Source organism: Dactylosporangium sp. NPDC000521 (genome assembly GCF_042898305.1).
GTDB lineage: Bacteria > Actinomycetota > Actinomycetes > Mycobacteriales > Micromonosporaceae > Dactylosporangium.
Genome location: NZ_JBIAYW010000005.1, coordinates 244,466 through 257,438 on the forward strand (window position 1 = coordinate 244,466; position 12,973 = coordinate 257,438).

Genomic DNA, 12,973 nt, shown 5'->3' on the forward strand with positions numbered 1-12,973 from the left:
ATCTAACCGCCGATGATCTTGTTGAGCACGAGTTGGACGATTGCATGCGCCATGAGCGCGATCAGCAGGCCGACGATCGCATAAATGATGATGCTTTTCGCCGACGCGACGCTGCTGGCATCCCCTCCGGAGGTGACGTATCTGATTCCACCGACGATGATCATCACCACGGCCAGGGCGCCGACAATGAAGGACAGGACATCGACGATCGCCGCGATTGTAGCGTTGGGACCGGTCAGGTCGGACGAGCCATCGATGCTGTCTGCCGTGCCGTCCATGCCCGCCGCAACAACCTGTACCACCAGCCCTAGCACGAAGACGGCGGTCGGTGTCGCGGCCAGAACGGCAACGGCACGGACGGCAGCGCGGGCCGCTGGGAACCGTTCCAGCTGCACGTTGGCGGCCAACACCTTCTGCAGTGATGCATGCCTGAACCAGTACAGCGGTCCCGTCCGGCGCAGGACACCGCGCTGGCAGGCATCGTCGAGGAAGTTGAGGAGGCGCCAAGGCAGCCAGCTTCCGAGCGGCAGCCAGAGCCGCACGAGCAGAGCCCACCTGCCCCAGCCGCGAATCGACCACCCGAACGTCAAGGCACCAGCCCACGCAGCAGACAGAAAAGCTGCATTCCAGTCGTCGGCGGAGCCGCCCGCTTGCCTGGTCAGGTACGTGAGTGCAGACATCGCCAGCACCACGGCAACCACGACGACGAACGCGTCGAGCCGCAGCGCGGCAACAGCGAGACGCGGCGTCGCCGGGCGGACCGACCGTTGGATCGGCGACCGTGGCGCAAACGGCACCACGGTTGCGACGCCGGCGGCGATCGCGCACCTCCAGTCGTACACGAAAAAGACCGCAGCGGCAGCGACGCCGGTGGACACGAGGGCCGTTCCGACGACCGCTGTGCTGGCAAGCCGGTGCCGACCGGCACGACCACCATGGCGTTTGGCCGCATAGTGCAGCGCCGACCCCGACACGGCCGCCACGCCGAACAGTGCACCGGCGAACATCGCGGAGCCCGCGAGGCCCAGGCCGGCACCGGCGAACAACCGGGCGCAGGCAAGCCCGGTCAGCGCCGCTGCCGCCGTTGCCAGCGCGGTAAGCAGCCCGCACACCAGCGGATGCACATCCTCGCCGAGCCGCCATACCGCGATCTCGCGCTTCCCGCGATCCTCGATGCTTCGAGCGATGTGACCCAACCAGCGGGCGCTCGCGACGCGGCCGAAACGATAGCTGCCACCGGATTGGTACGACCCGGATGAGTAGGAGGCCGGCACGAACGCGTCCAGGAGTTTGTCCTCGACGTCCTCCGGCGTCAGCCGTTTGTCCAGCAGACTCGCCGGATCGTCAGATGACCCGCCGCGTTCGTTGTAGGTACGTTGCGCCAGCCGCACCATGAGGGGTGTGGACAGCACCCGGGCCAGCGGGCTGTCAGGGTGCTGCCGCAGGTGATGCAATACCAGTTCCCACTTGGTGATGCCGTCCCGTCCGGGCGGCGCCGTCCGGCGGAGGTAGTCCATCGCGTCCGTGACCGTCAGCGGCTGCAGCGCGATGACCGCCGCCGCCCGTACGACTATGCCGCCGCTCATGACAGCCTCGGTGAACTCAGCAGTCCTGCACGCAACGACGACAGGGCGAGCGGTTTCGTTCAGCTGCCGGATCGCTTCCTGGTGGATCGGCGCGGGCATCTCGTCGAGCCCGTCGAGGACGGGCAGGATGCCGTCACCGTCCAGCATCTGCTGAGCGCGGGGACGTGCCGCCCTGCCCTGTCCCGGCAGGAGCGTCGCGAGCTCGTCACATATCCACACCGACAATGGTGTGACCTGGGGATTCCACCGACCAAGGTCGAGCAGGACGGGCACGGTCCCGCCGGGTCGGCGCGCCGCCAGAAGTTCGAGCGCCAGCCGCAGCAGAAGACTGCTTTTGCCCGACCCGGGCTCGCCAAGGACGACGAGCCGTTGGGACGGGATTTGCCGGTAGACGTCGGCCAGCTCGGTGAAGGTCCCGTGGAGATCAAGAGGTCCGAGGTCGGCGCCGACGCGTGCGTGCCGGATCGCCGACCAGTGATCGGCGAGCGGGGCCCCGGTGGTCATCCATGTGACTGGCATCGTGATCGCCGCGTCCAGGCCCAGCGTTCTGGCCTCGGAGCGGTACTGCTGCCTCAGGGCTGCCGCAAGGGCGTCGAGAAACGGGTCTTCCTGCTCCGACGACGAGCTGCCGCTTCGGTCTGATGTCGCCGTAACCGGATCGGCCACCTGTGCCTGCAGCGTACGCAGCTGCTCCTGCCGCAGCCCCTGCCAGCGCTCCTGCCACCGGCCCAGCTCGGGCTCTGCCACGTTGACGGCGCCGAGCATGCTCGCGATCCGATCCCAGCGCGGAAGGGCACCGCCCGACAGGGTGGTGCTCACCGTGCTTACCGCGCAGCCGGCCGCGGTGGCAACCGCGCGCAGACTCATGCCGTGCTGGTCGATCAGGGAACGAAGATCCGCCAGGAACGCGGCCACAGTGTCCGGCGCCCCGCCGCGGGGGCGCACGCGGCGCGGCTCGCGCCGGTTGTCGACGGCGGGCTCGGTGGACCGCGCAGCATCCGCCACGCTGGCCGCCTTTCGCGTCGCCGCAGCCGCGTCGGTTCTCTTCTTCAGCTTCTCCCACCTGCGCTGCCACGCGGCGACGTCTGCATCAGGAGAACACTGCACCACATAGGCCTTGACCAGTGGCCAGGACGGCAGCCGGCGGCCTGACTCCGCGGTCGAGATCTTGCTCTTGGAGAAGTGCAGGGCAGTCGCAAGCTGATGCTGGTTGAGCCCGGCACGCCGACGCAGCTCGCGGAGTTCACTGATGAACTCCGCGAGCTGCGGGTCGGTCGGATCGACCGGGTTCTGGGGGCGCCCCACGGGGTCCTCTAATGGCCGGCTTGGATCTCAGGCGATGGGAAGCGTGCCGCGGCCGGGCTCCGCGAGAGGCAGCTGGTTGGCGATTTCTGAGGCGACGTAGCCGGCGGTGAGCATCATCAGCGCCGCGGTGTGGATGTCGACTCCGGCGGCGATCATTCCGAGGGTGGCGACGAAGACGATCACAAAGACCGCCGCGCGCCATTGAGAGGAGCCGGTCGGCGGACCACCGGGGAAGCAGATCCCCGTCAGTCCCGGAGATTTGATCTGCATGGCGAACCTTTCTTGCAGCATGGTCCGGACAACGAATAGGCGTCGGCAACGTTGGTGATCCACATTCAGTTGGCGCTAAACGTGACGGTCCGACGCATGTCATGATGGCTTACCTGCAACCGGAGCGCGAGAGCGTCGCGAGTGGCTCACGGCGGTGCCGAAGAGTTGTTCGAAGGCCGCCAAGTGTTCGGCTGCAGGTCGAAACAACGTGTTCGAAACAACTGTCTTCGCTGCTGGGAGCCGAGAAACGTTCAGCCGTGTTCGATTCAGGTTCTCGAACATTTTTGCGGGCGAACGTCAACTGTCATGCTGGACCAGACCCGTAGATCGGAAACAACGCGGGTCGCATGGCGAGCGTCCAAATGGTCCGGACACCCGCAGTCGGGGTCTCCTGTTGGCGCGGGAGGCCCCGATAACATCGCGAACCCACGGCTCCGGCTGATGAGGCGAACTAGTGGCCGATTGACCTCGAGCTGTTCAAGGGCTCAGGACGCCGCGGCGCCGCCATCCCAGTGACGCTTGCGGCGGGCCCGACCGCCTCGGCGTGTCTGCCCAAATTCCCCGGATTCAGGATCGCCGCCCCGGCCGCTCTGGGCCATGGGGAATCCGGCGGGCGTGCAGCGCCGGTCGTCGTTGGGCGCATCGAATCATCGTTGTGGAGAGCGCCGGCGGTCGTCGCCGCGGTGTGGGGCTGGGCGTGGGTGTGGCCCGCGGCAGCGGTGGCGGCGATTGGTCGGTGAGGAGGCGGTCAGTCCAGGTACCAGGCGTGCATGGCGGCGCCGAGGGTGGTGTGGTGGGCGGCCAGCACCGCCGCCGCGGCGAGGCCGATCGTGAGCAGCCGGCGTCGCTGCCATCGGGTCAAGGTGCGGGACCACAGGCCGAGGGCGACGGCGGTCGTGCCGAGGAGGGCGGCGCCATAGCCGGGGTCGGCGTTGAAGAGGGGCAGGTCGGCGACCGTCACGGCGAGCAGGGCCGTCGCGGCGAGGGCCAGGCCGGCGCCGGCGAGCCAGAGGCGCCGCAGGCCGACGCCCACGGCGGCGCCCGCCAGGCCGATCGAGGCGGCGAGGAGCCAGCCGCCGGCAAGGGCGACATAGGCGCCGAGGGTCAGCACCAGGATCAGCGGGAGCAGGACGACGAACAGCGCGCCGGAAGGCCAGAGGTCCTTCGGGTCGGCGGGGCCGCCGCCGGCGGCGATGCGGCCGGGGATGTCGAACAGGAAGTAGGGCAGCGGCACCATCAGCAGCCAGGACAGCACGGGCCAGCCGAGGCCGGCGAGCAGGGTCCGGGCCAGCGCGTCCGACGGGAACGAGGCGACCGCGGCCGGGCCGCGGGCGAGGCCGGCACGGTGAGCGGCGGCGCGCAGCGCCGGGAGTGTGCGGGCGGCGCCGAACAGGTAGCGCCAGCGACCGGCCGGCAGGGTCAGGAGGTCCGCGGTCCACTCGGCGCGCTGGCGGTCGCGGAACGCGGCGGGCAGCAGCAGCGCGAGCGTCGCGACCGCGAGCCGCACGCCGGTGGTGAGCGCGGCCGGGGCCGCACCGGTCACCATGCCAGGCGCCCGACGCGCGGGGCGGACCGCTTGGCGAGGGCCGCCCGGGCGGCGGTCACACCTGACGCGGTCAGCAGGTAGTAGCGCCGGCGGGGGCGGCCGGCGGCGTGCACGTCGATCTCCTCCTCGCGGCTGGAAAGCCAGCCCGCGCCCTCGAAGGCGACCAGGATCGGATAGATCGTGCCCGGATCGAGCCCCGCCTCCGTGGCCAGGTCGAGCCCGTAGCGCTCGCGCGGCGGGTCGTCGAGCAACGCCCTCAGCACGAGCAGCCGCGGCGTCGTCATGCGCAGCCCACCCATGCCCATACTCTACATAGCTACTCCTAGTTCTGCATAGGGTTGTTAAACTGCAAACACCGTTCGCATAATTGAACATGCGAGAAGAGAAGGTCACCTCAGGGGACGGTGCGAAGGTCACCGTCCATTCGACCGGCACCGGGCCGGGGATCGTGGTCCTGCACGGCGGCGGCGTCTCGGTGCGGGACTACCACCGGCTGGCCGCCGCGCTCGCGGACCGGTTCACCGTGCACCTGTACAACCGGCGCGGCCGGGCCGGCTCGGCGCCGCTGACCGGCACGGAGACGGTGGAGACGGACCTCGCCGACCTCGGCGCCGTCCTTGAGCACACCGGTGCGCGCAGCGTCTTCGGGCACAGCGGTGGCGGGTTCGTCGCGCTCCGGGCGGGACTCACCCTCCCGTTGGAGCGGATCGCCGTGTACGACCCCGCCCTCTACCTCGGCGGCCGGCCGTCGGCGGGGTTCGTCGACGAGTTCGCGCGGCTCGTCGGGGCGGGCGACCACGCCCGCGCGATGACGGTGATGGCCAGGGCCACCTACCCGGACGACTTCGGCGCCAAGGTCCCGTTCGCCGTCGCCAAGGCGATGACCAGCGCGTTCCTGCGCACGAGCATCGGCAAGCGGTTCGTCGCCGCGATGCCGACGATCCCGCCGGAGCTGCGGCGCATCCGTGACCACAGCGGTGTCGCGGAAGACTACGCGAGCGTCGGCGCGGAGCTCCTGCTCGCCGCGGGTGCCCGCAGCCCCCGGTACTTCATGGAGAACTGCCGGGCGATTGCCGACGCCGCCCCGAGGGCGAGGGCGATGCTCATCCCCGGCGCGTCACACAACACGGCCAACGTCGCCCGGCCGGCGTTCGTGCGGCCGTTCGCCGAGTTCTTCGCGGCCGGCTCCCTGAAGTCGACATGAAAAAGGCCGCCCCGGCAACGGGGCGGCCTTTCCCACTACGAGATCAGTGCACGATCACCGGCGTCGCGGCACCGGTCGTCGCGTCGTCGCCGGCCGTCTTCGGGTCCTTCTTGCGCGGCAGGAAGGCGATCGGGATGAACGTCAGCAGGACCAGCGCGAAGCCGACCCAGAACGTCGTGGCGAACGACTCCGCGACGAAGTCCAGGCCCTTCTCGAACAGCGGCGGCGGCACCTGCGCCTTGATCTGGTCGGAGTGCTGCGCCGCGATGGCCAGCTGGGCCTCGGTGACCGGCGGGTTGGAGCCCGGCACCAGGTCCGACTCGTTGAGCTGCCTGGTCAGGATCACCGACATGACGGCGCCGCCGATGGAGCCGCCGATCTGCTGGAGGATGTTGACCAGCGTGGAGCCGCGGGCGACCTCGGCGTGGCCGAGCGTCTTGAGCGCCGAGGTCATGATCGGCATCATCGTGCCGCCCATGCCGAGGCCCATGACGAACAGCGAGCCGCACAGCAGCCAGTACGACGAGTCGGCCGTGACCTGCGTGAAGGTGAAGAACCCGGCGGCGATCAGCGCCATCGCGAACGGCACCGTCCGCCCGACCGGCACCTTGTCCGCCAGCATGCCGGCGATCGGCATGGTGAGCATCGCGCCGATGCCCTGCGGTGCCATCAACAGGCCGGCGTGCAGCGTGGACTCGCCGCCGACCTGCAGGAAGTAGCTCGGGAACAGCAGGCCGGCGCCCATGAACGCGATGATGAACACGAACAGGGTGATCGTCGCGATGGTCAGCTTGCGGTTGCGGAAGAGCCGCAGGTCCAGCAGCGGGTGCGCCGGTTTGAAGGAGTAGAAGACGAAGCCGATGACGAGCAGCCCGCCGATGAGCATCGGCAGCCACACCTTCGTCGCGGAGAACGTGCCGGCCTCCGGCCACGACGACACGCCGAACAGGAACAGCGCGAGGCCCGGCGACAGCATCAACATGCCGAGGAAGTCGAAGGACTCCGACGGGTGCGCTTCGTCCTTCGGCAGCGCGAGCGCCGCGTAGACCAGCGCGATGGCACCGATCGGCAGGTTGATCAGGAAGATCCAGTGCCAGCTGTAGTCGTCGATGAGCCAGCCGCCGAGGATCGGGCCGGTGATCGGGCCGAGCAGCATCGGGATGCCGAGGATCGCCATGAGCCGGCCGATCCGCTCCGGGCCGGCGGCCCGGGTCATCATGGTCATGCCCAGCGGCATGAGCATGCCGCCACCGAGACCCTGCACGACCCGCCAGCCGATGAGCTGGCCGATGGAGTCGGCGGTGGCGCACAGGCCGGAGCCGATCGTGAAGAGGGCGAGGGCGACCATGTACAGCCGCTTCGTGCCGAACCGGTCCGCCGCCCATCCGGTGAGGGGGATGACGGTGGCCAGCGCGAGCGTGTAACCGGTCATCGTCCAGGCGACGGTCGCGTACGACGCGTTGAATTCGGTCTGGAAGGTCGGCAGCGCCACGCTGACGACAGTGATGTCGAGAATCGACATGATCGCACCGAGGACCACGACCCCCGCGATCTTCAGCACCGCGGCGTCGATCTTGGTCGATGCCGTGGCCGTTGGATTCGTCACAAAACCCCTCCTGGTCGAGGTCACCGTCCGTGAAAATGGCCGGTGACCAGCCTACGCGGCTTGATTACTAGTCGAGCACACGTTCGATTCCGGCCTATTACAGGGGTTGTGGCTACGCCAGCCGCCGCAGGTCCAGCACGTGCCAGCCGGTCGGATCGGGGTTCCCGGTGGACCACCAGACCAGGCCGGCCTTCGTGGTCACCACGCCGACGTCCTTCGCGAGCGCGACCGTCCGGCCCGTCGTCAGGTCGTACGCCAGCAACCGCAGCGACTCGTCGGCCACCCCGGTCAGCAGCTCGAAGCGGTCCAGCAGCCCGACGTCGACACCGATGGCGTTCAGGTCACCCGCGACGCGGCGCCGGCCGGTGCCGTCGGCGCGCATGACGTCGACGAGGTTGCGCCCGCTCGCCGTCTCCTGGATGGCGCGGCACCACTCCGGCGTGCACAGCATCGTCTCCGCCGCGGAAGCCGGCACGGGCCGCCGCTGCCCGTCGGCGTGGTTCAGCAGCGTCGCGGCGCCCGGGTCGACGCTGACGAGCCAGGGCCAGGAGCTCCACCTGTACCGGCCGTCGATGACCTCCGTGCTGACGGCGCCGCCGGTGAGGGCGACGGACCGCACCTCGGTCTTCGGCGCGTCGTCGGGCGTGGCCGCCACCCAGTGCAGCCGCTCGTCGGCGACGACGAGGTCGTACTGCGAGTCGAAGAACACAATTCCGCCCGTGTCGGCGGTCAGCGCGACCGGAGCGCCCCCGGCCACGGCCGCCCGCCACAGCCGCGTCTCGTACGGCCCCGCCGCGGTCGCCGACGACTCCGCCCAGTACAGGACCCCGTCGGCCGCGGTCAGGCCCAGCCACTGCGGGAACCGGTCCTTCGGCACGCTGCGCAGCTCCCGTACGGCGGCCGCCTCCCGCAGCAGGAGCCGCTCGGCCTTGCCGTCGGCGGACAGGGCGGTGCCGACGGAGGTGCCCGTGTCCAGGTAGAGCAGCGGCGTGTAGATCGCCCCGTCGGCGAGCTTCGCGGGCATCACTCCTGGCTCCAGCGTCGCCGTGACCGTCCCGGCCCCCGACGGCGCGACCGAGGGCTGCGCGTCCTGCGACGTGTCCCGCGACGTGGGCGAGAACAGCAGCCAGCCGCCGACGACGAGCGCGGCGGCGAGAGCGATCAGCGGTTGGGCCCGTCTCACGGAGCCCAACCATACGCAACATCACCTCGGGTGCCGGCCAAAGCGCTCTGTGACCACCGAGGCGGTGAGACTTTCACACCTTGATGGGCCGTGACCTGGGGTGGGACACCGGCTTCGTTGACCCGGGACAGTGAGCGCTCACACCATGCGGCCCATGCGAACCAAGCTGAGAGGGCTCATCGCCGGGCTGGCGGGGGCGGTGACGGTCGTCGCCGTCGGCGTCGCCGTGCAGACCGCCACCAGCCCCGCGCAGGCCGCGGCCGCGGACCCGTACGCGCTCAAGAACGTCCAGATCGAGGGCGGCGGCTTCGTGCCGGGCATCATCTTCAACCAGAAGCAGCAGAACCTGGTGTACGCCCGGACGGACATCGGCGGGGCGTACCGCCTCGACCCCGCCACGAACCGCTGGATCCCCCTGCTGGACTGGGTCGGCCAGGACAACTGGGGCTACAACGGCGTCGTCAGCCTCGCCACCGACGAGGTCGACCCCAACAAGGTGTACGTGGCCGCCGGCATGTACACCAACAGCTGGGACCCCAACAACGGCGCGGTCCTGCGCTCCTCGGACAAGGGCACCACGTGGCAGACCTCACCGTTGCCGTTCAAGCTCGGCGGCAACATGCCGGGCCGTGGCATGGGGGAGCGGCTCGCGATCGACCCGAACAAGAACTCGATCCTCTACCTCGGCGCCCCCAGCGGCAACGGGCTGTGGCGCAGCACCGACTCCGGCGTCACCTGGGCGAAGGTGACCGCGTTCCCCAACCCGGGCAACTACGCACAGGACCCGAACGACGCCAACGGGTACCTGACGGACAACCAGGGCATCACCTGGGTGACGTTCGACAAGCGCTCCGGTACCGCCGGCAACGCCAGTGCTGTGATCTACGTCGGCGTCGCCGACAAGCAGAACACCGTGTACCGCACCACGAACGGCGGCACCACGTGGGAGCGCGTCGCGGGGCAGCCGACCGGGTACCTGGCGCACAAGGGCGTCCTGGACACCGCCGGCGGTTACCTGTACATCGCGACCAGCGACACCGGCGGCCCGTACGACGGCGGCAAGGGTGACGTCTGGAAGTACAACACCGCTACCGGCGCCTGGACGCAGATCAGCCCCGTCCCGAGCAGCAGCTCCGACGACTACTTCGGCTACAGCGGCCTCACCATCGACCGCCAGCACCCCGGCACCATCATGGTCGCCACGCAGATCTCGTGGTGGCCGGACGTCATCTTCTTCCGCAGCACCGACGGCGGCGCGACCTGGACCCGGATCTGGGACTTCACCAGCTACCCCAACCGGAGCTTCCGGTACAAGATGGACGTCAGCCGCTCGCCCTGGCTCTCCCTCGGGGCCAACCCGCAGCCCCCTGAGGTGACACCGAAGCTCGGCTGGATGACCGAGTCGATGGAGATCGACCCCTTCAACTCCAACCGGTTCATGTACGGCACCGGCGCCACCGTGTACGGCAGCACCGACCTCACCACCTGGGACACCGGCGGCCAGATCACGATCAAGCCCATGGCCGCGGGCCTGGAGGAGACCGCGGTGCTGGACCTCATCAGCCCGCCGACCGGCGCGCCGCTCATCTCCGGCCTCGGCGACATCGGCGGCTTCCGGCACACGAACCTCGACGCCGTGCCCGCGATGATGTTCCAGTCGCCGTACTTCACCAGCACCACCAGCCTCGACTACGCCGAGCTCAACCCGAGCGTCATGGTCCGTGCCGGCAACTTCGCCGACGGTGACCGACCCAACGACAGCCACGCCGCGTTCTCCACCGACGGCGGCGCGAACTGGTTCCAGGGCAGCGAGCCGGGCGGCATCAACGAGGGCGGCACCATCGCGGCCGCCGCCGACGGGTCCAGGTTCGTCTGGGCGCCGAAGAACTCCGCCCCCGTCTACTCCGTCGGCTTCGGCAACACGTGGACCCAGTCGTCGGGCCTGCCGCAGAACGCGGTCGTCGAGTCCGACCGGGCTGTCGCGAACACGTTCTACGGTTTCAGCGGCGGTACGTTCTACCGCAGCACCAACGGTGGCGCCACGTTCACCGCCGGTGCTTCCGGCCTGCCGGCGACGGCGACGTTCAAGGCGGTCCCCGGTGTGGCCGGCGAGATCTGGCTGGCCGGCGGCACCTCCGGGCTCTTCCGGTCGACCGACGGTGGTCTCTCGTTCGCCAAGGTCGCGTCGGTACAGGCGGCGAACGCCGTCGGGTTCGGCAAGGGCGCACCGGGCCGGTCGAACGTCGCCGTGTTCGCCGTGGCGCAGGTCGACGGCAAGAAGGGCGTGTACCGCTCCGACGACACCGCGGCCTCCTGGCTGCGGATCAACGACGACCAGCACCAGTACGGCAACATCGGCGACACCATCACCGGTGACCCGCGCATCTACGGCCGGGTCTACCTCGGCACGAACGGCCGCGGCATCATCTACGGCGACCGCACCGGCGCCCCGCCGACGTCGTACTCCGCGTCGCCGTCGGCCTCTTCCGTGTCGCCCTCGCGGTCGGTGTCGCCGTCGGTCTCGGTGTCGCCGTCCCGCTCCACCTCGTCCTCGCCCTCGTCCTCGCCCTCCTCATCGGCCGCCTGCACCGTGGCGTACTCCATCGCCGGCCAGTGGGGCGGCGCCTTCCAGGGCGCCGTGAAGATCACCAACCGCTCCGCCACCCCGGTGGACGGCTGGACTCTCAAGTGGACCTACGCCAACGGCCAGGTCATCAGCCAGATCTGGGGCGGCGTCAACGCCCAGAGCGGCGCGAACGTGACCATCACCAACGCCGACTACACGAAGACCATCGGCGCCAACGGCGGCAGCGTCGACTTCGGCTTCATCGCCTCCTGGAACAACACCACCAACGCCAAACCGACCGCGTTCACCCTCAACGGCACAAGCTGCGCCGTCGGGTAGCGGGGTGACGCTGTAGGCGGCGGCGGGGCTTGCCGCCGCCTACAGCAGATCCCGCAGGCTCTGCAGCTCCCGTTCGACCCAGCCCTCGGCCGCCGACTCCGTGCCCCGCACCGCCACCTTGTCCCGCAGATGCCACGCGATGTTGCGCACCAGCTCCACCACCCGTAGCGCCCGCACGTCGCCGGTCGTCCGCCGTCGCGAGGTGTACCCGGCCTCGAACGCCGGCCAGTGCCCGCTCGCATACGCCCCGGTCAGGTCCGCCCCGCGCGGCCCCACGGCGGCGAGGTCGAAGTCGTGCCACAGCACCCTGCCGTCATCGGTCAGGTGCACGTTGTCCAGGCTCGCGTCCCCGTGCCGCACCCCGACGTCCCCGCTGCTGTCCAGCAGCGGCCTGACCCGCTCCGCGATCCCGTGCACCATGGGATCGTCGATGTACGACAACGCGTCGTCCAGCGTGCGGACCGGATCGTACGTCCTGGCCGGATGCACGCTCTCGAACCCGTCCGCCGCCTCGTGGAACCGGGCGAGCGCCTCGCCGTACCGGAAGAACAACTCCCCGGACCACGGCGGCCGCGGCTTGCCACCCCGCATCCACACCGTGACGGTGAACTGCCGCACCCCCTCAGGCGCCTCGATCTCCCCGACGAGCGCCCCGTCCTCCATCGGAACAGGCACCGCCTCGGTGACTCCTGCCGCCGCAAGGTGCACCGCGAGATCCTGCTCCCACGCGACATGCGCCTTCCCGGCGGCGTACACCTTGCACGCATAGGCCAGGCCGCCCTCGACCTCCACCCGGTACACGTCGTTGACCAGCGACCTGACGAGCTCACACCCCGTCACCCGCAACCCACAGCACTCCCTGACCACCACCGCCACACTCTCCGCCGCCAACGACCGCACCCACCGCACCGTCCCCTCCATGCCCTTCATTCTCCGCCCCCCACCCGCCCAGCGGCGCGCGGACCAGCCCTGCCTCCCCGTCTCTCCCGCCGCCATGATCGAAGGACGAATCCGGCCGTCCAAGCGACCAGCCCCGTCCATGGATCAATGCACTGGGGCGACGTAGCCGGCGTAGGGGGCTGCCGGCCGGTTCGTCGTCGCCGATCAAGGGGCGGATGTGGTCGCGGGGGCGGCGAGTCGGGTTTTTCCGGGTCGTGGCCGTGCCGCCTCACCCGTCGCCGTGATCGAAGGACGAATCCGGCTGTGCGGGCGACCAGCCCCGTCCATGGATCAAGGTGCTGGGGTGGCGTCGCTGGTGTGGAGGGGCTGCCGTTTCGTCGTCGCCGATCAAGGGGCGGATGTGGTCGCGGGGGCGGCGAGTCGGGTTTTTCCGGGTCGTGGCCGTGCCGCCTCACCCGTCGCCGTGAT

At 69.8% G+C, this 12,973-nt stretch carries 9 protein-coding genes; 2 read left to right on the forward strand and 7 right to left on the reverse strand.

The window, feature by feature from the left end; all coding sequences use genetic code 11:
- Positions 1-2: 2 nt before the first annotated feature.
- The 4 genes from ACFY3L_RS19145 to ACFY3L_RS19160 all read right to left on the reverse strand — a co-directional run bounded on the left by ACFY3L_RS19145 (position 3) and on the right by ACFY3L_RS19160 (position 5,006).
- Positions 3-2,891 carry a helix-turn-helix domain-containing protein gene (locus ACFY3L_RS19145; RefSeq protein ID WP_389325219.1) on the reverse strand — a complete coding sequence of 963 codons (2,889 nt, stop codon included), beginning with the start codon at positions 2,889-2,891 and terminating at the stop codon, positions 3-5.
- A 27-nt stretch (positions 2,892-2,918) separates the two neighbouring features.
- Entirely contained in the window at positions 2,919-3,161 is a 243-nt protein-coding gene (locus ACFY3L_RS19150; RefSeq protein WP_389325222.1) for a hypothetical protein, read from the reverse strand.
- A gap of 748 nt (positions 3,162-3,909) precedes the next feature.
- Positions 3,910-4,707: a hypothetical protein gene (locus ACFY3L_RS19155; RefSeq protein ID WP_389325225.1), complete on the reverse strand. Its 798-nt coding sequence runs from the start codon at positions 4,705-4,707 to the stop codon at positions 3,910-3,912.
- Positions 4,701-5,006, reverse strand: coding sequence for a PadR family transcriptional regulator (locus tag ACFY3L_RS19160; RefSeq protein ID WP_389325228.1), 306 nt, complete (start codon positions 5,004-5,006; stop codon positions 4,701-4,703). Before ACFY3L_RS19160 ends, ACFY3L_RS19155 begins: the two co-directional genes overlap by 7 nt.
- A gap of 74 nt (positions 5,007-5,080) precedes the next feature.
- On the opposite strand from ACFY3L_RS19160, the gene ACFY3L_RS19165 reads away from it, so the two are divergent.
- Complete coding sequence (locus tag ACFY3L_RS19165) at positions 5,081-5,911, forward strand: alpha/beta fold hydrolase (RefSeq protein WP_389325231.1); 831 nt, start codon at positions 5,081-5,083, stop codon at positions 5,909-5,911.
- A 43-nt stretch (positions 5,912-5,954) separates the two neighbouring features.
- On the opposite strand, the gene ACFY3L_RS19170 is transcribed toward ACFY3L_RS19165, so the two are convergent.
- Both ACFY3L_RS19170 and ACFY3L_RS19175 read right to left on the reverse strand, forming a co-directional pair.
- Positions 5,955-7,517 carry a DHA2 family efflux MFS transporter permease subunit gene (locus ACFY3L_RS19170; RefSeq protein ID WP_389325234.1) on the reverse strand — a complete coding sequence of 521 codons (1,563 nt, stop codon included), beginning with the start codon at positions 7,515-7,517 and terminating at the stop codon, positions 5,955-5,957.
- Between the two features lie 112 nt (positions 7,518-7,629).
- The gene (locus ACFY3L_RS19175; protein WP_389325237.1) at positions 7,630-8,700 is read right to left on the reverse strand and encodes a hypothetical protein; all 1,071 of its coding nucleotides are present in this window, start codon (positions 8,698-8,700) and stop codon (positions 7,630-7,632) included.
- A 154-nt stretch (positions 8,701-8,854) separates the two neighbouring features.
- Between ACFY3L_RS19175 and ACFY3L_RS19180 the strand changes: the two genes are divergently transcribed.
- Positions 8,855-11,605, forward strand: a complete 2,751-nt coding sequence (locus tag ACFY3L_RS19180; protein WP_389325240.1) for a cellulose binding domain-containing protein — start codon at positions 8,855-8,857, stop codon at positions 11,603-11,605.
- Between the two features lie 39 nt (positions 11,606-11,644).
- Here the strand turns inward: ACFY3L_RS19180 and ACFY3L_RS19185 are convergent, their stop codons facing one another.
- The gene (locus tag ACFY3L_RS19185) at positions 11,645-12,526 is read right to left on the reverse strand and encodes a phosphotransferase enzyme family protein (protein WP_389325243.1); all 882 of its coding nucleotides are present in this window, start codon (positions 12,524-12,526) and stop codon (positions 11,645-11,647) included.
- Positions 12,527-12,973: the final 447 nt, after the last annotated feature.